Below are 19310 nucleotides of genomic sequence, written 5' to 3' on the forward strand. Positions count from 1 at the left end.
CTTGCCGAACCGCAACTCCCCGACCCCCCGAAGGAGATACGGACCCATGACGCTGGACGCCGTGACCCAGGTCCCCGCCCCGGTCAACGAGCCGGTGCACGGCTACGCCCCCGGTTCCCCGGAGCGCGCCCGCCTGGAGGCCAAGCTCAAGGAGCTGGCCGAGAACCCGATCGAGCTGCCCTGCACCATCGGCGGCGTGCGTCGGATGGGTGGCGGCGAGCGCTTCGACGTCGTGCAGCCGCACAACCACAAGGCCGTCATCGGTACGTACGCCAACGCCACCGAGCAGGACGCCAAGGACGCGGTCGACGCCGCCCTGGCCGCCGCCCCGGCCTGGCGCGCGATGTCCTTCGACGACCGCGCCGCGATCATCCTGCGCGCCGCCGAGCTGCTCTCCACCACGTGGCGCGAGACGCTGGCCGCCTCCACCATGCTCGGCCAGTCGAAGACCGCCCAGCAGGCCGAGATCGACACCCCGTGCGAGCTCGTCGACTTCTGGCGCTTCAACGTCCACTACGCCCGCAACCTGCTCGCCGAGCAGCCGCCGGCGAACTCCACCGGCGTGTGGAACCGCATGGACCACCGCCCGCTCGAGGGCTTCGTCTACGCGATCACGCCGTTCAACTTCACGGCCATCGCCGGCAACCTGCCGACCGCGCCCGCGCTCATGGGCAACGTCGTCGTGTGGAAGCCGTCGCCGACGCAGACGCACGCCGCCGTCCTGCTGCTCCAGCTCCTGGAGGAGGCGGGTCTGCCGAAGGGCGTCATCAACCTGGTGACCGGTGACGGCCTCGCCGTCTCCGAGGTGGCCCTGAACCACCGCGACCTCGCCGGTATCCACTTCACCGGTTCGACCAAGACCTTCCAGCACCTGTGGAAGACGGTCGGCAACAACATCGAGAAGTACCGCACCTACCCGCGTCTCGTCGGCGAGACCGGCGGCAAGGACTTCGTCGTCGCCCACCCGAGCGCCGACCGCGCCGCTCTGAAGACCGCGCTGACCCGCGGCTCCTTCGAGTACCAGGGCCAGAAGTGCTCGGCCTCCTCGCGCGCCTACATCCCGGCCTCCATCTGGAACGACGGGTTCAAGGAGGAGTTCGCGGCCGAGGTCGACGGCATCACCATGGGTGACGTCACCGACCTGTCGAACTTCATCGGCGCCGTCATCGACGAGCGGTCCTTCGCCAAGAACAAGGCCGCGATCGACCGCGCGAAGTCGGACGACGCCTGCACGATCGTCGCGGGCGGCACGTACGACGACTCCACCGGCTACTTCGTGCGCCCGACCGTCATCGAGTGCACCGACCCGGCCAACGAGGTCTTCACGACCGAGTACTTCGGCCCGATCCTCGCCGTGCACGTCTACGAGGACGACCAGTACGACGCCATGCTGGAGCAGATGGAGTCCGTGTCGGACTACGCGCTGACCGGCTCGGTCATCGCGAACGACCGCGCCGCGGCCGCCCACACGATGGAGAAGCTGCGGTACGCCGCGGGCAACTTCTACATCAACGACAAGTCGACCGGTGCCGTCGTCGGGCAGCAGCCCTTCGGTGGCGGTCGCGCCTCCGGTACGAACGACAAGGCCGGTGCCCCGCAGAACCTGATGCGCTGGACGCTGACCCGCGCCATCAAGGAGACGCTGGTTCCGCCGACCGACTACACGTACCCGCACATGGGCTGACGCCCCCCTGAATCCCGCCCCCGGCCAGGGCCCCACCCCGGCCGGGGGCGGTGTTTTTTTGCGTCCGCCGGGCCCCTAGCACGGTGCGGCGGGGGAGCGGCATGGTTCCTCGACTCCTGCCCTGTTCGGGGGAGTTGTCGTACAAAGTAGGGAGAGCGGCGCGGGAAAGCCCTACTGTCCGACGCACGCCACCGGAGACCCGGTGGTGAAGCGGTGGCGCGGCAGGGGGAGACCTCCATGAACGTGTACGACCTGACGGGGCGCAAGGCACTGGTGACCGGTGGCGCGCAAGGGCTCGGGGCGGGGGCGGCCGAAGCCCTCGTACGGGCGGGGGCCGCCGTCGTCATCGGTGACATCCAGGAGGACGCGGGCCGGGCGAGCGCCGAGGCGTTGCAGAAGACGGGTGGCACGGCCGGGTTCGTACCGCTCGACGTGACCGACGACGCGAGCTGGGAGGCGGCCGTCGGGCACGCCGTCGACGAACTCGGCGGCCTGGACATCGTCGTCAACAACGCCGGGGTGGAGATCTCCGGCCTCGTCGTCGACCTCGACCCTGCGGACGTCCGCAGGATGCTCGACGTCAACGTGCTCGGCGTCGCCCTCGGTCTCAAACACGCCTTCCGCGCGATGCGCCCCGGCGGACCGGCCGGCCGGGGCGGCGCGATCGTCAACATCTCGTCGGTGGCCGCCACGATCCCCTTCCCCGGCATCGCGGGCTATGCCGCGACGAAGTCCGCGGTCGACCGGCTCACCCGGGTCGCCGCCCTGGAGTCCGGCAAGCTGGGCTACGGGGTGCGCGTCAACTGCCTCTACCCGGGCCTGGTCCCCACCCAGATGGGTACTCGCCTCGCGCAGGACATGGAGACGCTGGGCCTGTGGCCGAGCGCGGAGGCCGCGGTCGGCGACGTCATCGGGCTCACCCCGCTCGGACGGCTCGGCGAGGTGTCCGACATGGCCGACGCCGTGGTCTTCCTCGCCTCCGACGCCGCTCGCTTCATCACCGGCGCGGGACTCCCGGTCGACGGCGGCATGGGAATGTGAGAGAGATCCGCGCTCGCATTCCGTGAATCTCCCGTTCTCCCGTTCTCCCGTGCTTGCGTTCTCCTGTTCTCGCGTTCTTGTGTCCTTGTGTTCTCTGGGTTTTCCGTGTTCTCTGCGTATGCCGGAAGCCCGCACCTGAAAGAGGCTCGTGCCCTAAAATCCGGAGGGCCCCCCGGTCGACAGAGCTGGCGCAGCGATGATGATTCTCGTGGAAAACTCGTTGTATTTCCCGTCGCACGAGGGCGGCACGGCTGTTCTCTGCGGTGTGTTGCTGGTGACGGTGATCGCCGCGTTCGTCGCGCGGCTGCGTTTCCAGGCGAGAGCTCTCGCGTCGGCGCGGGCGGTGGCCCGCACCTTGCAGGACGGGATGCTGCGGCCGTTGCCCAGCCGCGTCGACGGACTGCGCACCGAGGTGCGCTACCGGGCGGCACAGCCCGAGGCGCGGGTCGGCGGAGACATCTACGACGTCATCAGCACGCCCTTCGGGGTCCGGGTGCTGATCGGCGACGTCATGGGCAGCGGCATGCCCGCGGTCGGCACCGCGCTCGACGCGCTCGGCGCCTTCCGTGAACTGGCCCGGTGCGAGCCCCGGTTGCCCATGGTGGCGCAGCGCATGGACGCGGCCCTGGCCCGTCGCAAGGGCAGCGAGGACTTCGTCACCGCGCTGCTGCTCGGCCTGTCCGCCGACGAGGGACGGGCTGAGCTGGTCTGCTGCGGCCACCCGCCGCCCCTGCTGATCCGCGGTCGCCGCGCCACCTACGTCGACGCCCTGCCGCCGTCGCCGCCGCTCGGCCTGTTCGGATTGCAGGACGAGTGGTGCCGGTCGAGCACGGTGCCGCTGGCCTTGGGGGACCGGCTGCTGCTCTACACCGACGGGGTGACCGAGGCGCGCGACACCGTCGGCACCTTCTATCCGCTCGCCGACCGTGCGGTCGCCCTGTACGACCCGGACCCCGGGGTATTCCTCGACGCCGTCTCCGCCGATCTGGGCCGGCATGCGAAAGGGCGAATCAATGACGATGTCGCTCTTCTTCTGATCGACTACGGAGATATTCGGGCGCAGGGCGAACAACTCCGGTCGCAAAGTCCGCAATTGATCCGGACCGAAGACATTCAGCCGGTCGAAGACGTACGGCCGATATGATGGCCGCCATCCCTCTCTCATCCCCTCTCGTCACCCTTTCGGCGTAGAACCCGGGCTCCCGCCGTGAAGCGCACCGCCGTGAAGTACACCGCCGTGAAGTACACCGCTGTGATGTGAACTGTCGGAGACGAGGCACCGTGGCCCACCAGCTGCCTGCGGAGAACACCCCCTTCATCGGACGCCGTCGCGAGGTCGCGGCGCTGCGCCACCTGTGCGCCCGCTCCCGGCTGGTGACCGTCACCGGGCTCGGCGGCATCGGCAAGACCCGCACCGCCCTGCGCGCCGCCGCCCACCTCGCCGACGGATTCGCCGACGGCGCCTGGCTCGTCGAACTGGCCGGGCTCCAGGGCGACGACATGCTCGTGCACGCGGTCACCACCGCCCTGCGCGCCACCGACCACACGACCCGGCCGCAGCACGAGGTCCTCGCGGGGCACCTCGCCGACAAGCACCTGCTGCTCGTCCTCGACACCTGCGAGCATCTCGTCGAGGCGTGCGCGCGGCTCACCGCCCAACTGCTGCGCGCCGCACCCCGCTTGCACATCCTCGCCACCAGCAGGCAGCCGCTCGGCGTCCGCGGCGAGGAGCTCTTCGTCGTCGCGCCGATGTCCGTGCCGGCCGACGCGGTGCAGCTCTTCGCGCAGCGCGGCCACGCGGCCCACCCCGGCTTCGAACTCACCGCGCGCACCCGGCCCACGGTCGAGCGGATCTGCGCCCGCCTCGACGGCATTCCGCTCGCGATCGAACTCGCCGCGGGGCGGCTGCGCGGCGAACAGCCCGAGGAACTCCTCGCCCGCCTCGACGACCGCTTCCAGCTCGCCGCCGACGAGCCCGAGCACACCAGCAGGCACAGCACCCTGCGGACGACCATCGGCTGGAGCCACGAACTCTGCGCGCCCGCCGAGCGGTTGCTGTGGGCCCGCCTCTCCGTCTTCGCCGGGGCCTTCTCGCGCGAGGCCGCCGAGGAGGTGTGCGCCGACGACGCCCTCGACCGGGCCGACATCGGCCGCCTGCTCACCGGACTCGTCGAGAAGTCCCTGCTCGTACGGGAGGACGACGGCAGCGCGGAGTCCGCGGGCCGCATGGGCGCGCGGGGCGGACCGGACGCCGAAGTGCCGCTCGGCGGCGAGCGGTTCAGGCAGCTCGACACCGTTCGCGCCTACGGCGCCGAGTGGCTGCGGCGGCTGGGCGAGGAGCGGTTCGCGCGCACCCGCCACCTCGCCTGGTGCCAGGAGTTCGCGGCGCGCGGCGAAGCGGCCTGGTTCGGGCCGGGGCAGACCGCCGTCTTCCACGCGACCCGGCGCGCGCACGCCCAGCTGCTCGCCGCGCTCGACTTCGCCCTGTCGACGCCGGGGCAGGAGCGGGCCGGCGCCCGGCTGGCCGGGACGCTCTGGTTCTACTGGGTCGGCTGCGGACTCCTCGGCGACGGCCGCTACTGGCTCGACCGGGCGCTCGCCGTGGTCCCCGGACTCCATCGGGACCGGCTCAAGGCGCTCTGGGTCGACGGATACATCGCCATCCTCCAGGGCGACGCGCGCGCCGCCGCCGCCATGCTGACCGAGTGCCGGGCCGGAGCCCTGCGCAGCGACGACGACCGGGCCTACGCGTACTCCACCCACCGGCTCGGCTGCGCCGCCCTGATGCGGGACGAACACGCCACGGCGGAGCGGTACTTCAGGGCCTCCCTGACCAGCTACGCCGAGCTCGGCGAACACAACAGCAACGTCATGATGGCCCGCATCGAACTCGCCATGGCGCTCGCCTTCCAGGGCGACCTCGCCTCGGCGGTCACCCTCTGCCAGGAGGCGCGCGCCGCGTGCGAGACGCACGGCGAGCGCTGGGCCAAGGCCTATGCCCTCTACGTCCTCGCCTTCGCCGCCTGGGCGGGCGGCGAGGGCGAGGAGGCGGCGAAGCTCGCCGAGGACTGCCTGGTCATCAACTACGAGTTCCGTGACCTCGTCGGGGTCGTCCTGCCCGTCGAGGTCATCGCCCTGCTCTGGGCGTCCGGCGGTGACTGCGAGCAGGCGGCCGTGCTCCAGGGCGCGGCACGCGGCATCTGGGGCCGGGTGGGTCTGCCCCTGTTCGGATCCGTGTACTTCAACGCGCCGCACGACACGGCCGTCGCGCTCGCCCGCGAGGGCCTCGGCGACCAGGCGTACGAGGAGGCGTTCGAGCGGGGCGCGAGCCTCGGCCTGGACGAGGCGGTCGCCCTCGCCCTGCACCGCGCGCCCGAGCCGCTGCACACCACCTGCTAGGTCCCGGGGCTCGGGTCTTCTCACGGTCGCGCGGGCACGCGCCGCCGCAGGAAGTCGTCGATCAGTGCCGCCGCCTGCTCCGCGTGCGTCTCCAGCGCGAAGTGGCCCGTCGGCAGCAGGTGCACCTCCGCCTCCGGCAGGTCCCGCAGGAACGCCGTCGCCCCCTCCCGTACGAACACCTGGTCGTGCGCACCCCACACCGCCAGCAGCGGCACCTGTGACCTGCGGAAGTAGTCGTGGAACGCCGGGTACAGGTCGATGTTGGTGCCGTAGTCGGCCATGAGCGCGAGCTGGATCGCGTCCTGCCCCTCGCGCGCCATGTCCGCCGCGTCCCGCTCCCAGGCCGACGGGTCGAGGCGGTCGCGGTAGGCCGCCGGGACCCCGGTCTCGTACTGCCACTTGATGCCGTCGAGCGAGCGGATCGCGCGGACCGGCTCGGCGGTCTTCTCGCTCGGGTCGGCGATGTAGGCGAGGACCGGCGCCCACGCCTCGGCACCGAGCCCCTCCTCGTAGGCGTTGCCGTTCTGCGTGATGATCGCGGTGACGCGCTCGGGGTGCGCGAGGGCGAGGCGCAGGCCGATGGGGGCGCCGTAGTCCTGGACGTAGAGCGCGAACCGGTCGAGGCCCAGCGCGGTCGTGAACTCGGCCGTGAGAGCGGCCAGTTCGGCGAAGGTGTACGGGAAGGACTCCGCGTCCGGCGCCGCCGAGCGGCCGAAGCCGAGGTGGTCCGGGGCGATGACCCGGTGGCGCGCGGCGAGGCGGGGGATCAGGTCGCGGAACATGCGCGAACTGGTCGGGAAGCCGTGCAGGAGCAGCAGGACGGGAGCGTCGGCGGACCCGGCCTCCACATAGTGGATCTCGTGACCGCGGACGGTGACTGTCGCCATGATGACTAACCCCTCAAGTGCGTTTGAATGGTTGCGCCTCGGTGGGGGAAGTAGAGCACGCGGGCAGCTAACCGGTCAATGAGGTGATGAGGGTTAGGTGAGGGTGAGGACTATCTTTCCCTGTGTGTGGCCCGTCGCGCTCATCTCGTGCGCCTTGGCCACCTCTTCCAACGGCAGCCGTGCCGAGACGTGCGGGCGGATCCGGCCCGCCGCCATCAGCGCCGCGACCTTGCGCAGCGTGGCGCCCGACGGCTGCACCGCCACCGACGCGAACCGTACGTCCCGGGCCTCCGCGTCCTCCTGGGTGATGCCCAGGTCCGCGAGGGCCGCCGAGACCAGCAGGCCGCCGGGGCGCAGCGTGGCCAGGGTGCGCGGGCCGTAGTCACCGCCGATCAGGTCGAAGGCTACGTCGACGTCCCGTACCGTCCGGGCGAAGTCGGTCGCCGTGTAGTCGACCGGCTCGTCGACGCCCAGGTCGCGCAGGAAGTCGTGCTTGTCGGCGCCCGCCGTGCCGATGACGTACGCGCCCTCGGCCTTCGCGATCTGTACGGCGATGTGGCCGACTCCGCCCGCCGCCGCGTGCACCAACACCCGTCGCCCCGGGCCGATCTGGGCCGTGTCGACCAGCGCCTGCCAGGAGGTGAGCGCGGCCGCCGGAGTCGCCGCCGCGTGCACATGGTCCACGGACGACGGCTTCGGCGCCAGGTGCTCGGTGCGCACCACGGCGTACTCGGCGTAGCCGCCGCCGCGGATCATTCCGAACACCTCGTCGCCCGGCCGGAACGTCGTGACGTCCTGCCCGGCCGCCTCGACGACCCCGGAGATGTCCCAGCCGAGCGTGAACGGCGGGTCGCCGAAAAGCGGCGCGTCACCCGAACGCGCCTGCCAGTCGACGGGGTTGACCCCCGCGGCGTGCACCCGCACGAGCGCCTCGCCCTCGTGCGGTTCGGGCCGCTCCACGGTCGCCACTTCGAGCACTTCGGGGCCGCCGAGGCGGCGCTGGCTGATGACGCGCATGGTGGAGCTCATGATGGGTCTCCCTCGCCGGCCGGTCGGTTCTGGGTCCATCGTGCGGAGTCCGCGACCGGCGTCAACTGCCACTGTTGCAGGGGGAGTCGGGAGGGGCTGGTGGGGCGCCTTGGGTTGGCTAGGACCAGCCCGCCACGATCAGCGTGAGCCCCACCGTGAACCCGGCGCCGAGGAGTATCAGATACGTGCCGTAGCGGCGCCGCATCCGGTGCGCGAGGAACCCGAACGCGCCGAACGCGAGCCCGACCGCGAGGGTGCGGGTGCCGCGCGCGCGGGCCGCGGCGGCCAGGAAGTCGCCGGCGGGCACGTCGGCGCGGCCGGCCTCATGCGCGTAGACCTTGAAGGGGATGCCGTTCCACGGCTGGTGGCGGACGGCGGCCGCGCCCTCGGCGACCAGTTCGTGACGCACCTCGGCGCGCATCCGGTCCGTGGTCAGCGGAGCGGGCAACTGGACTCCGGTGGAGGCCAGTTGGAGGGCGAGCAGGCCGCCCGCCAGGCTGCCCGCGAGCGCGGCGACGGAGAGGCCGAGGGCGCGGCGCGGCATCGCCACGCAGGCGATCGCGAGCAGCAGCTCGGGCATCAGCGGCCAGCTGAGCGCCTCCGCGCCCGCCCAGACGAAGGCCAGCGGCAGCCCGGCCCGCGACCCGACGACACGCGCGACCCGCTTGCGGACGCGCGAGTCCGCGAGCGGTTCGGCGACCGTACGGTCATGGAGGGCGGCCACCGCGGCGCGTGCCTCGTCCGGGGTCGTGGACGCCGGCAGCGGGTCGCCGATCCGGACGCGGACCAGCGACGGACGCAGCCTGCCGTGCTTGGGCAGCAGCCGGTCTGTGCCCGCGATGCCGACCGGCACGACGGGCACGCCCGCGGCCTCGGCGAGCACCAGGGCGCCCCGGTGGAACGTGCCGAGCGCGCCGTCGCGCCCCGCGTCCCCTCCGGGAACAGCACGACCGCGCCGCCCGCGCGCAGTGCCGGGACGTGCGCGAGGAGGTCGTCCGTCCCGCCGCCCGAGCGGCGCACCGGGAACCCGGCGGCCAGCCGGCGGCAGATCCGCGCCCGGTACGGGGACGCGAACCAGTAGTCGGCGGCCGCGCCGATCGCCGGGCCGTGCCGGGCGTCGAGCGCGGCGAGCAGGGCGGCGGTGTCGGCGTGCGAGGAGTGGTTCGCGACGACCACGCAGCCGCCCCGCGGCAGCCGGCCCCGCGTCTCGACGCCACCGGTGAGCGTGAGAGCCGTACGCCACAGTGCGCGCCGCAGCCGGGCGGGGGTGGAGTTGCGGGGCGGGTGGGTGCCGGTGGGCGTGGGCGCCGGTGTGGGTGCGGCGGGCGTGGTCATGAGGCACCGTCTCGGTGGTCGGGGTCCAGGTCGAGGCCTAGAACGAGGTCCAGGTCGAGGGCGAGATCCAGGTCCAGGTCGGGGCCGGGGGAGAGGGCGGAGGGGGTGAGGTGGAGATCGGGGTCGAGGTCCAGGTCGAGATCGAGATCGAGATCGGGTCCGGGGCCAGGGCTGGGGTTGGAGTTGGGGTTGGAGTTGGAGTCGGGGTTGGGGTTGGGGTTGGGGGCTGAGTCGAGGTCGAGATCGGGGTCGAGATCGAGATCGAGGTCCAGATCGGTGTCGGTGTCGGTGTCGGTACCGGGGTCGGGGCCGAAGCCGAGGCCGGACACGAGATCCAGATCGGACGCGAGATCGAGGTCGGACGCGAGATCGAGGTCGAGGCCGGGATCCGCGCCGGGGTCTCGGCCGGGGCCGGAGAGGGGTTCGACGCGAGGACCGATGCCGGGTTCGCCGCGCGGTTCGACACCGGGTTCGAGATTGGGTTCCAGCCCGGGACCGGCGCGGAGTTCGCTCCCCGGCTTGGTGCCAGGCCCGGTGTCGGGTTTGGTGTCGGGTTCGGGGTGGGGGTCGTCCCCGGGTTCGGTGCCGGGTTCGAGGCGGGGGTCGTCCCCGGGTTCGGCGTCGGGTTCGAGGTGGGGGTCGTCCCCGGGCTCAGCGTCGCGTTCGAGGCGGGGATCGTCCCCGGGCTCGGCGCCAGGGTCCAGGCAGGGGCCGCCCCCGGGCTCGGCGTCAGGTTCGAGGCGAGGGTCGAGGCAGGGTTCGCCCCCGGGCCCGGCGCCGGGTTCGGCTCCGGGGTCGGCGTCCGGGACCATGTCGGCGTGGAGGGCGCGTCGGTGGTCTCCCCGGTCACTCGGGTCGACACGGTCACCCGGGTCGCCCCCGTCGACACGGTCACTCCGGTCGACACGGTCGCTCCACTCACCCCACTCACCCCACTCACCCCGGACGCCCCGGATGTCACGGTCCCCCCGGCCCCCGTGCTCCCCGTGATCGCCGCCCGGCCCCTGTCCCGGTCCGGGCGGGCGTGGCGTGTGCGTGCTCATCGCTTCACCTCCGATGCCGTCACCGACGTACGCGTGCTCACAGCCCCACCCCCGTCGCCATCACCAGCAGCAGCGCCACCAGGAGGGAGTCGACGCGGTCGAGGAGGCCGCCGAAGCCCGGGAGCCAGGTGCCCGCGTCCTTCACGCCCGCCTCCCGTTTCACCATCGACTCGACCAGGTCCCCGAGCACCGCTCCGGCCAGCACGGCGGCCCAGAGGGTGATGGCGAAGGCCCCGACCACCGCGAGCGCGGCGGCCGTCGCGCAGGCGGCGCCCGCGACGCCCGCCCACGTCTTGTTCGGGGACAGCGGCGACAGGGGGTACGAGAGCGGCCCGCGACGGCCGAGTGCCGTGCCCGCGCACCACGCCCCGACATCCCCGAACGCCACCGCCACTCCGACGGCCAGCGCCGTGTCCGCGTCGAGGGCGACGAGACCGGCCAGGGCCACCGGGATCCAGACGAGGCCGAACAGGGTGCGGCAGGCCCGGGTGAAGCCGCCGCTGGCGTCCCCGGAGACGACGGCCACGATCACCGCCGCCCCCAGCAGGGCCCCCGCCGCCCGTACCGCGTCCACGCCGGGCACCGCCCACGCGAGACCCGGCACCGCGACGGCGGCCGCGCCCAACACGATCCGTTCGCCTCGGCCGAGGCCCGCCATCCGCGCGTACTCGCCCACCGCGACGACCCCGAGCCCCGCAGCGAGCGCGAACGTCCCCGCCCGCCCGAGGAGGAACGCGCCGAGGAACAGCGGCGCGGCCAGCGCCCAGCTCCGCCACCGCCTGCGCAGCTCGGCCCGCATCCGCACCCGCGCGGGCAGCGCCGCCACGGCCACGCCACCGGCGCCGAGCACCCCGCCCACGACGGGCACCGCCCGCGCCACCGCCTCACCTGCGACGAACAGCGCGCTCATCGCCGGCTCCCCGCGGCGGCCTCGGTGCCCAACTCCCGCCAGATCCAGCGGAGTCGGACCCCGGCCGTCACGATGGAGCCCGCCGCGACGACCGCGAGGACCGGTGCGTACCAGCCCGACGCGGCGGCGATCACGACCAGCAGGCAGCGTTCGGTCTTGCCGAGGGGCCGCCGTTGCGGCGCGGGGCGCCCGCCGCCGCGCCCGCGAGCGCGAGCCAGGAGGGCAGCGTCGCCGCGAGCGCCGCCGTGGCCACCAGCCACAGCGGGGCCACGGTCAGGAAACCGGCCAGCATCGCCAAGTCGGCCGCTCGGTCGCCGAGTTCGTTGAGGACGGCGCCGCGCCGGGTGGTGCGACCCGTGTCACGGGCCAGCGCCCCGTCCAGGTTGGCGAAGCCGAGCCGCGCCGCGAGCAGCACCGCCACCGGCAGCGCGGCGAACGGCGCGGGCAGGAACGCGAGCGCCGCGCCCGCCGCCGCGCCGCACGCCACACCCGCCCAGGTCAGGGTGTCGGGCGAGACGCCACGCGCCGCGCACCCGGCACGGACACCGGCGAGCCGGTCCGCGTACCAGGGCTTCAAGGAGTAGAGGCCGTTCATGAGACCGACTCTGCTCCCGTGACGCCGCGTGCGAATCGGGGCGCGTACTCAATTCGGGCGTGAGTACCGTGTGCCGGTGACCACGCCGCGCACCGCCCGCACCGCCCACACCGCCGACCTCGCGCCCGCCGAACTCGCCGCCGTCCGCGCTCTGTTGGACGACGCCTTCGACGGCGACTTCTCCGACGAGGACTGGGCGCACTCCCTCGGCGGCGTGCACGCTCTCGTCCACGACGGCACCGGCGCGCTGCTCGCCCACGGCTCCGTCGTCCAGCGCCACGTGGTCCACCGCGGCCGCACGCTGCGCGTCGGCTACGTGGAGGCCGTCGCCGTCCGCGCCGACGCGCGCCGCACCGGGCTCGGCGGGCAGGTGACCGGCGCCCTGGAACGGGTGATCGCCGCCGCGTACGACTTCGGCGCGCTCTCCGCGTCGAGCGCGGGGCGCCGCCTGTACGAGGGGCGCGGCTGGGCGGCGTGGGACGGACCGTTCGCCGCGTACGGGCCGGCCGGGACGGTCGACCTGCCGGACGAGGCACCGCCGTTCCTGTTCCCCGCCGCGACCGTCCGCGTCCTCCTCGACCAGGACCACCCCCTCCTGTTCGACTGGCGCGACGGTGATCTCCTCTAGGCGATCAGGCGATCAGGCGATCAGGCGATCGCGCTGTGACGCGATCAGGCGATCGCGCTGTGACGCGATCAGGCGGCCGCGCGGACCACCACCTTCCCCACGTTCGCCCCGCGCAGCATCCCCAGGAACGCCTCCACGATCCGCTCGAACCCGTCCACCACCGTCTCGTCGAGGCCGAGCCGGCCGCTCTGCAGGTGCGGCACCGCGAACGCGTACAACTCCTCCTGCACGTCCCGGTAGTCGGACACGAGGAAGCCCTCGACGCGCAGGCTCTTCTCGACGACGTCCGCGTGGTTGAAGACGACCGGGGGCGCCTCGGCCCCGGTGTCGTACTGGCCGACCGTGCCGATCCGCACCACGCGGCCGCGCCTGCGCAGCGCCCCGATCGCCGCGCCGAGCTGCTCCCCGCCGACGTTGTCGACGAAGACGTCGATGCCGGTCGGCGCGGCCTTCGCCAGGAGGTCGTGGACGCGTCCCGCGCGGTAGTCGAACACCTCGTCGTAGCCGACCCGCTCCGTCAGATACGCGGCCTTCGCCCGCGACCCCGCGCTTCCCACGATCCGTCCCGCGCCGAGCAGCCGGGCGAACCGGCCCGTCGCGGTGCCGACCCCGCCGCCCGCCGCCGATACGAACAGGTCCTGTCCGGGCCGGAGTTCGGCGATCCGGGTCAGGCCCACGTACGCCGTCAGACCCGTACCGCCGAGGACGCTCAGGTGTGCGGAGAGCGGCACCTTGTCGAAGGAGGGGAGGCGTCGGGCCTCGTCCGGGCGGACCACGGAGTGCGTGCGCCAGCCGTGGCGGTGGAAGACGATCTCGCCCTCGGTCAGCTCCGGCGTGCGCGACGCGGTCACCCGGCCGAGCGTGCGGCCCTCCAGCGGGGCGTTCAGGGCGAACGAGCCGTACGGCGACTCGTCCATCATTTCCCGGTGGTACGGGTCGACGGACCAGTGGAGGTTCTCGACGAGGGCGGTGCCGGGCGCCGGCGCGGGGACGGGGGACTCGACGAAGCGGAAGTGGTCGGCGCCGGCGGGCCCGTTCGGACGGGCGGTCTGCTGCACGGTGACGGCGAGGTCGTTGCTCATGCCGGTGACCGTAGGAAGGAATGCGCGCGTCGGGCAGTGGGTTGCGCTCATGCAGCGGCCGCACCCATGAGCGGTCCTCATAGAAGCAGGTGAGACGTACGTGACCCAGGACAGGACGCAGGCGCCCGACCTCGCGCCGCACGAACTGCGCATCCTGTGCGCCGTCGCCGACGAGGGCGGCTTCGGCGCGGCCGCCGCGGTGCTCGGCGTCACCCAGTCCGCGGTCTCGCACTCCGTGCGCGGCAGCGAGGAAAGCTCGGCGCCGTCCTCTTCGAGCGGGGCCGCTCGGGCGCCCGGCCCACCGAGGCGGGCGCCAAGGTCGTCGGCCACGCCCGCCGCGTGCTGCGCCTGCTCGCCCTCATGGCGGCCGAGGCGCGTTCCGAACCCGGCACCGCGCAGGGTCCGTTGCGTATCGCGGCGTTCCGCAGTGCCGCCCTGCACCTGCTGCCGCCCGCCCTGGAGGCACTCGCGGCCCGGCATCCCGGCATCGAGCCCGAGGTCCGCGTCGTACGGGACATCGGCGCGGGTACGGCGGGCGAGGTCGCGGCCGGGCGGGCGGACCTGGCGATCGCGACCCTCGGCGGCGGCAGCGCGCCGCCGGCCGGTCTCGTCAGTGACGTACTCGTCAAGGAGTCGTACGCGCTGGTGCATCCCGTCGGCCACCCGGCGCCGCGCACACTGCCGCTCGTCGACTGGACGGAGAACTGCGGGTCGTACACCCGTGACTGGTGGGCCGCCCAGGACTGGATCCCGCGCGCCACGGTCCGCGCCGAGGACGACGGCACCGTGCTGTCGATGGTGAGCGCGGGGCTCGGCATGGCGATCATGCCGGAACTGGCCCTGCGCGGAGCACCGTCCACCGTCGAGATCACCGATCTCGGTGCGGAGCGACCGGTCCGATCCGTCGGGTACGTCACCACCGCCGAGCTGGCCGCGACGGCGCCCGTGCGCGCGCTGATCCGTGAGCTCAGGGGTCTGTCGCGGGGCTGATGACGTGAGCCCCGTCTCAGATAGTAGGAAGTCCGAGTAATTGTGGAGACAGAAGCACGCACCTGCCCTAGCTTTGTAGAAGCCGAACGTCTCGCCCGATCCGGCGAATGGCGGCCGTGAGCAGAGCACCGCGCAGGCAACCCCTGCGGCTCCCGCTCCCCGCCCCTTCCGGCGCCTCGAAATCCCCACAGGTGCGCGCACTCGCGCGCGTCCTCATGTGATCTCAAGGAGTCGATCATCATGGCCACTGCGACGCCCGTCCGCCGCCGAGTCCGTCACGTCTCCCCGTCGAGCGAAGCCGACCGGCAGACCGCCAAGATCGCCGCCGCGGCCCTCCAGCGCGCGCTGGACCGCAGGGACAACGGCGGAGAGACCGGCCACTGAGCCCGTCCCACCACCGAGTCCGTCCCACCACCGAGTCCTTCTCGCCGAGGGGCCCTCTCCTCGACGGGTCCTCTCGTCACCGGTTCCTCTCGGCACCGGGCCCTTCTCACGAACCCCGCTTCACCTCGAAGTGGTCGACGCGCTCGCCCCCGCGGGCCAGCGCCGACACCGTGAGGCGCGGGTGCGCCCCGGACTCCGCCTCGACCTTGAGCAGCGAGAACCCGCGATAGCGCACCCGTGACCAGTCGGCGGTCTCGTTCTTCGTCTGCCCCGACGCCGTCGCCCAGACCATGCTGTCGACGGCCCGGTGCCGGCGCTCGTGCCCCTCGTAGCTCTCCTTGGCGCCGGGCTGGAAGCCGTACAGGTCACGGCCGCCGCCGCCGGCGGTGACGTACACGATGCCGTCGCGCGCCGGATCCACCGTGCCGCCGATCGGTACGGCCCGGCCCACCGCTGCGCCGCGTATCGCGTCGGTGCGCTCGTAGACGTGGTTGTGGCCGTTGATCACCAGGTCCACCCGGTGCCGGTCGAACAGCGGTACCCACGCCTTGCGCACCCCGCCGTCGGAGGCGTGCGCCGAGGTCGAGTACGCGCAGTGGTGGAAGAACACGACGACGAAGTCGATGTGCGCGGCCGCCCGCAGCGCGCCGAGCGTCTGGTCGAGCCACGCCGTCTGCCGCCCGTCGCTGTGCCCCAGGTTCGCCCTGATCTCGTACGACACGTCGTTCGCGTCCAGCGCCACCACGCCGACATTGCCGTACGTGAAGGAGTACGCGCCCGGCGTCGACCGCGGGTCGAAGCCGCTGTCCGGCAGTGACCAGCGGGCCAGTTGGCCGCCGTAGCCGTCCGGCGAGTACCAGGCCTCCATGTCGTGGTTGCCGGTCGTCACCATCCACGGCACCACCCGCGCGACCTGTTCGTTCTGCTTGAGGAACAGGTCCCAGGTGGCGGGGTCGTAGCCGTCCGTCCTCTTGCCGTGGCCGGTGCCGTCCGCGTAGCAGAGATCGCCCGCGTGCAGGTGGAACGCGGGATCCTGGTCCAGCATCAGACGGTCGTTCGCCGCCGCCGCGTCGCCCACGCCCTGGTCGCCGAAGGCCGTGAACGTGAACGCCTTCGGGGTGGTCGGGGCCGTGCGGAAGCGGGAGATCGTCGAGCGGTGCGCGGCCGAGGCCGGGTCGAAGCCGTCGTGGCCGACGCCGTAGTAGTACGTCGTGTCCGGGGTCAGCCGGTCCAGCGCCGCGTGGACGTAGAACTGGTCGAGCGCGAGGCGCACACCGCTGACGCCCGGCGTGTGCAGGGCGCGCACCTCCGCCGGGATCCTCCGGCCCAGATCGTCGGGGCGCAGGCCGATCCGGACGTACGGCGCGCGCACCGCGACCGGCACCTGCCAGGAGATCCGCATCTGGGTCATCGGCTCGGCGCCGAAGGCGAGATGGCGGCCGAAGGGCGGGACGGCGGAGCCCCGCACCGCCGACGCCGAGGAGGCGGGGGACGGCGAGGTCCGCGCGCCGGGCGAGGAGCCGCCCGAGCAGCCGGTGAGCAGCCCGCCGGCCACCGCGCCCGCCGACACCAGGGCGCGCCGCCTGCTGAACCGCGTCCGCAGGTACTCGTACTGCTCGGGCATGCTCATCCGCCGCGCGAGCCGCTCGGGTATGCCGACGTCGGGGACGGGGGACTCGGGGGGTGTCCCACCGAAAGGCACAGTCATGAGGGAGAAGTTCCCAGTGGATCCCAACTCCCGCCATACCCACGGGTGAACAGCAGGCGACCGTGCGGGAGCCCGCCCGGACCTGCTGTCCGTATCGTGGACATCGTGTGTCATCCCATGGGACACGGAGTACGGTGCTGTGCATGTCGGCAAGCTCTCGCATCCTCAATCTCGCAGTGATCCCTGGTGACGGCATCGGCCAGGAGGTCGTGGCCCAGGGACTCAAGGTCCTCTCCGCCGTCCTTCCGCAGGATGTGAAGCTGGAGACCGAGGACTACGACTTCGGCGCCAAGCGGTACCACGCGACCGGTGAGACGCTCACCGACGCCGACCTCGACTCCCTCAAGAAGCACGACGCGATCCTGCTCGGCGCCATCGGCGACCCGTCGGTCCCGTCCGGCGTCCTGGAGCGCGGCTTCCTGCTGAAGCTCCGCTTCGCCTTCGACCACCACGTCAACCTGCGTCCGTCGAAGCTCCTTCCGGGTGTCTCGACCCCGCTGGCCGGCCAGCCGGAGATCGACTTCGTCGTCGTCCGCGAGGGCACCGAGGGTCCGTACACCGGCAACGGCGGCACGATCCGCAAGGGCACGCCGCACGAGGTCGCCACCGAGGTCTCCGTCAACACCGCGTTCGGTGTGGAGCGTGTGGTCCGTGACGCGTTCGCCCGCGCCCAGGCCCGCCCCCGCAAGAAGCTCACGCTGGTCCACAAGAACAACGTGCTGACCTTCGCGGGCCACCTCTGGACCAACATCTTCCACCAGGTCGCCGCGGAGTTCCCCGAGGTCACCACCGACTACATCCACGTCGACGCCGCGACGATCTACCTCGTCACCGACCCGGCCCGCTTCGACGTGATCGTCACCGACAACCTCTTCGGCGACATCATCACCGACCTCGCCGCGGCCGTCTCCGGCGGCATCGGCGTCGCGGCCTCCGGGAACATCAACCCGAGCCGTGAGTTCCCCTCGATGTTCGAGCCCGTCCACGGCTCGGCGCCGGACATCGCGGGCCAGGGCAAGGCGGACCCGACCGCCACGGTCCTCTCCGTCGCCCTCCTCCTGCGTCACCTCGGCTACGAGTCCGAGGCCGCGCGCATCGAGACCGCCGTCTCCGCCGACCTCGGCGAGCGCGGCGACTCCGTGCGCTCGACCGACGAGATCGGCGACGCGCTCGTCGCCCGAGTAGTAGCCGGCTGACCCGGCGCGCACGCACGTAAGAGAAGCCGCCGGGTCGCAACAGCAACCCGGCGGCTTCTCCTCTGCGGCCCCGGGGTGCCACCATCAACCCGGGCCGCATTGCACCTCGCCCTCATCGGGGCTGTTTCGAGCACCCCTCTCCGCGCGCGATAATCGAACGCGGGGCCGCGATGTACGTGGAAGCTCGGACGTCCTAGTACAAGGAGTGCAGGCGTGAACGCGGTCCGTCACAACCAACGGTGAAGGACACGCAACCATGACGACGCCCACGATCGAGCTCAAGCCCTCCTCGACCCCGCTGTCCGCCGCGGAGCGCGAGGCGATCCTGGCCAACCCCGGATTCGGCCGCCACTTCACCGACCACATGGTCACCGTCAAGTGGACCGAAGGACGCGGCTGGCACGACGGGCAGCTCGTGCCCTACGGCCCGCTCTCCCTCGACCCGGCGACGAACGTCCTGCACTACGCACAGGAGATCTTCGAGGGCCTCAAGGCCTACCGGCAGCCCGACGGCACGGTGGCCACGTTCCGCCCCGACATGAACGCCAAGCGCTTCCAGCACTCGGCCTGGCGCCTCGGTATGCCCGAGCTGCCGGTCGAGACGTTCATCGAGGCCTGTGACCTCCTGGTCCAGCAGGACAAGGACTGGGTCCCCGCGCACGGTGGCGAGCAGTCGCTGTACCTGCGCCCGTTCATGATCGCGACCGAGGTCGGTCTGGGTGTGAAGCCCGCCAACGAGTACCTCTTCGTCGTGATCGCCTCGCCCGCCGGCGCGTACTTCTCCGGTGGCGTGAAGCCCGTCTCCATCTGGCTCTCCGAGGACCGCGTGCGCGCCGTCCCCGGCGGCGTCGGCGACGCCAAGACCGGCGGCAACTACGCGGCCTCGCTGCTCGCCCAGGCCGAGGCCGCGGCCAAGGGCTGCGACCAGGTCGCCTACCTGGACGCCGTCGAGCACAAGTGGGTCGAGGAGCTCGGCGGCATGAACCTGTACTTCGTGTACGGGGACAAGATCGTCACCCCGATCCTGACCGGTTCGCTGCTCGCGGGCGTCACCCGTGACTCGCTCCTCCAGGTCGCCCGCGACCTCGGCTACAAGTCGGAGGAGGCCCGCGTCTCCATCGAGCAGTGGCAGGCCGACACCGCCTCCGGCGAGCTGACCGAGGTCTTCGCCTGCGGCACCGCCGCGGTCATCACGCCGGTCGGCACGGTCAAGCGCGCGAGCGCCGAGTGGCAGCAGTCCGGCGGCGAGGCCGGCGAGGTCACGATGAAGCTGCGCGAGGCGCTCCTCGACATCCAGCGCGGCACGTCCGAGGACACGCACGGCTGGATGCACCGACTGGGCTGACGCCTGCGGAAGGGCCGCACTCCGTACGCGGGGTGCGGCCCTTATTTCGCGCCC

General features: G+C 72.5%; 17 protein-coding genes and 2 pseudogenes. 9 read left to right on the plus strand and 10 right to left on the minus strand.

The window, feature by feature from the left end; translation table 11 throughout:
* The first annotated feature begins 52 nt into the window (after nt 1-52).
* The 4 genes from pruA (at nt 53) to V2W30_RS28085 (ending at nt 6124) form a co-directional block, all read left to right on the plus strand.
* Nucleotides 53-1684 (plus strand): L-glutamate gamma-semialdehyde dehydrogenase, encoded by a 1632-nt coding sequence (pruA, locus tag V2W30_RS28070; protein WP_338703787.1) that lies wholly within the window; start codon nt 53-55, stop codon nt 1682-1684.
* 237 nt (nt 1685-1921) lie between these two features.
* Nucleotides 1922-2725 (plus strand): glucose 1-dehydrogenase, encoded by an 804-nt coding sequence (locus tag V2W30_RS28075; protein WP_338700850.1) that lies wholly within the window; start codon nt 1922-1924, stop codon nt 2723-2725.
* Between the two features lie 196 nt (nt 2726-2921).
* Nucleotides 2922-3869: a PP2C family protein-serine/threonine phosphatase gene (locus V2W30_RS28080; RefSeq protein ID WP_338700852.1), complete on the plus strand. Its 948-nt coding sequence runs from the start codon at nt 2922-2924 to the stop codon at nt 3867-3869.
* 137 nt (nt 3870-4006) lie between these two features.
* Nucleotides 4007-6124 carry a regulator gene (locus V2W30_RS28085; protein WP_338700853.1) on the plus strand — a complete coding sequence of 706 codons (2118 nt, stop codon included), beginning with the start codon at nt 4007-4009 and terminating at the stop codon, nt 6122-6124.
* Nucleotides 6125-6144: 20 nt separating this feature from the next.
* Here V2W30_RS28085 and V2W30_RS28090 read toward each other — a convergent pair whose 3' ends face one another.
* The 8 genes and pseudogenes from V2W30_RS28090 to V2W30_RS28125 form a co-directional block, all read right to left on the minus strand.
* Entirely contained in the window at nt 6145-7011 is an 867-nt protein-coding gene (locus V2W30_RS28090) for an alpha/beta fold hydrolase (RefSeq protein ID WP_338700855.1), read from the minus strand.
* A gap of 93 nt (nt 7012-7104) precedes the next feature.
* Nucleotides 7105-8040 (minus strand): NADP-dependent oxidoreductase, encoded by a 936-nt coding sequence (locus V2W30_RS28095; RefSeq protein ID WP_338700856.1) that lies wholly within the window; start codon nt 8038-8040, stop codon nt 7105-7107.
* Between the two features lie 118 nt (nt 8041-8158).
* Nucleotides 8159-8923: a 1-acyl-sn-glycerol-3-phosphate acyltransferase gene (locus V2W30_RS28100; RefSeq protein WP_338703955.1), complete on the minus strand. Its 765-nt coding sequence runs from the start codon at nt 8921-8923 to the stop codon at nt 8159-8161.
* Nucleotides 8924-9015: 92 nt separating this feature from the next.
* Nucleotides 9016-9375: pseudogene (locus V2W30_RS28105) on the minus strand (1-acyl-sn-glycerol-3-phosphate acyltransferase); the annotation flags it as partial.
* Nucleotides 9372-10187, minus strand: a complete 816-nt coding sequence (locus V2W30_RS28110; protein ID WP_338700858.1) for a hypothetical protein — start codon at nt 10185-10187, stop codon at nt 9372-9374. The pseudogene V2W30_RS28105 and the gene V2W30_RS28110, both read right to left, overlap by 4 nt.
* A 268-nt stretch (nt 10188-10455) precedes the next feature.
* Complete coding sequence (locus V2W30_RS28115; protein WP_338700860.1) at nt 10456-11328, minus strand: phosphatidate cytidylyltransferase; 873 nt, start codon at nt 11326-11328, stop codon at nt 10456-10458.
* Nucleotides 11325-11462: a hypothetical protein gene (locus V2W30_RS28120; protein WP_338700861.1), complete on the minus strand. Its 138-nt coding sequence runs from the start codon at nt 11460-11462 to the stop codon at nt 11325-11327. The genes V2W30_RS28115 and V2W30_RS28120 overlap by 4 nt, the downstream gene beginning before the upstream one ends.
* On the minus strand, nt 11459-11923 hold the full coding sequence (locus V2W30_RS28125; protein ID WP_338700863.1) for a CDP-alcohol phosphatidyltransferase family protein: 465 nt from the start codon (nt 11921-11923) through the stop codon (nt 11459-11461). Before V2W30_RS28125 ends, V2W30_RS28120 begins: the two co-directional genes overlap by 4 nt.
* Before the next feature lie 76 nt (nt 11924-11999).
* On the opposite strand from V2W30_RS28125, the gene V2W30_RS28130 reads away from it, so the two are divergent.
* Nucleotides 12000-12551 carry a GNAT family N-acetyltransferase gene (locus V2W30_RS28130; protein ID WP_338700864.1) on the plus strand — a complete coding sequence of 184 codons (552 nt, stop codon included), beginning with the start codon at nt 12000-12002 and terminating at the stop codon, nt 12549-12551.
* Nucleotides 12552-12619: 68 nt separating this feature from the next.
* On the opposite strand, the gene V2W30_RS28135 is transcribed toward V2W30_RS28130, so the two are convergent.
* On the minus strand, nt 12620-13633 hold the full coding sequence (locus V2W30_RS28135; RefSeq protein ID WP_338700865.1) for an NADP-dependent oxidoreductase: 1014 nt from the start codon (nt 13631-13633) through the stop codon (nt 12620-12622).
* A 100-nt stretch (nt 13634-13733) separates the two neighbouring features.
* Here V2W30_RS28135 and V2W30_RS28140 point away from each other — a divergent pair.
* A pseudogene (locus V2W30_RS28140) lies at nt 13734-14623 on the plus strand (LysR family transcriptional regulator).
* Between the two features lie 240 nt (nt 14624-14863).
* Entirely contained in the window at nt 14864-15007 is a 144-nt protein-coding gene (locus tag V2W30_RS28145) for a hypothetical protein (protein ID WP_255972887.1), read from the plus strand.
* Between the two features lie 106 nt (nt 15008-15113).
* Here the strand turns inward: V2W30_RS28145 and V2W30_RS28150 are convergent, their stop codons facing one another.
* Entirely contained in the window at nt 15114-16715 is a 1602-nt protein-coding gene (locus V2W30_RS28150) for a metallophosphoesterase family protein (protein ID WP_338700871.1), read from the minus strand.
* 143 nt (nt 16716-16858) lie between these two features.
* On the opposite strand from V2W30_RS28150, the gene V2W30_RS28155 reads away from it, so the two are divergent.
* Both V2W30_RS28155 and V2W30_RS28160 read left to right on the plus strand, forming a co-directional pair.
* Complete coding sequence (locus tag V2W30_RS28155; protein ID WP_338700872.1) at nt 16859-17911, plus strand: 3-isopropylmalate dehydrogenase; 1053 nt, start codon at nt 16859-16861, stop codon at nt 17909-17911.
* A gap of 256 nt (nt 17912-18167) precedes the next feature.
* Nucleotides 18168-19256 (plus strand): branched-chain amino acid aminotransferase, encoded by a 1089-nt coding sequence (locus V2W30_RS28160; RefSeq protein ID WP_338700874.1) that lies wholly within the window; start codon nt 18168-18170, stop codon nt 19254-19256.
* The last annotated feature ends 54 nt before the right edge of the window (nt 19257-19310 follow it).

It is taken from the genome of Streptomyces sp. Q6, assembly GCF_036967205.1.
Taxonomy (GTDB): Bacteria; Actinomycetota; Actinomycetes; order Streptomycetales; family Streptomycetaceae; genus Streptomyces; species Streptomyces citrinus.

What these genes read in the sequence shown, in the direction of transcription:
- V2W30_RS28075 (WP_338700850.1), top strand. Translation starts at nt 1,922, where the DNA reads ATGAACGTGTACGACCTGACGGGGCGCAAGGCACTGGTGACCGGTGGC.
- V2W30_RS28080 (WP_338700852.1), top strand. Translation starts at nt 2,922, where the DNA reads ATGATGATTCTCGTGGAAAACTCGTTGTATTTCCCGTCGCACGAGGGC.
- V2W30_RS28090 (WP_338700855.1), bottom strand. Translation starts at nt 7,011, where the DNA reads ATGGCGACAGTCACCGTCCGCGGTCACGAGATCCACTATGTGGAGGCC.
- V2W30_RS28095 (WP_338700856.1), bottom strand. Translation starts at nt 8,040, where the DNA reads ATGAGCTCCACCATGCGCGTCATCAGCCAGCGCCGCCTCGGCGGCCCC.
- V2W30_RS28110 (WP_338700858.1), bottom strand. Translation starts at nt 10,187, where the DNA reads ATGGTCCCGGACGCCGACCCCGGAGCCGAACCCGGCGCCGGGCCCGGG.
- V2W30_RS28115 (WP_338700860.1), bottom strand. Translation starts at nt 11,328, where the DNA reads ATGAGCGCGCTGTTCGTCGCAGGTGAGGCGGTGGCGCGGGCGGTGCCC.
- V2W30_RS28125 (WP_338700863.1), bottom strand. Translation starts at nt 11,923, where the DNA reads ATGAACGGCCTCTACTCCTTGAAGCCCTGGTACGCGGACCGGCTCGCC.
- V2W30_RS28135 (WP_338700865.1), bottom strand. Translation starts at nt 13,633, where the DNA reads ATGAGCAACGACCTCGCCGTCACCGTGCAGCAGACCGCCCGTCCGAAC.
- V2W30_RS28145 (WP_255972887.1), top strand. Translation starts at nt 14,864, where the DNA reads ATGGCCACTGCGACGCCCGTCCGCCGCCGAGTCCGTCACGTCTCCCCG.
- V2W30_RS28150 (WP_338700871.1), bottom strand. Translation starts at nt 16,715, where the DNA reads ATGACTGTGCCTTTCGGTGGGACACCCCCCGAGTCCCCCGTCCCCGAC.
- V2W30_RS28155 (WP_338700872.1), top strand. Translation starts at nt 16,859, where the DNA reads ATGTCGGCAAGCTCTCGCATCCTCAATCTCGCAGTGATCCCTGGTGAC.
- V2W30_RS28160 (WP_338700874.1), top strand. Translation starts at nt 18,168, where the DNA reads ATGACGACGCCCACGATCGAGCTCAAGCCCTCCTCGACCCCGCTGTCC.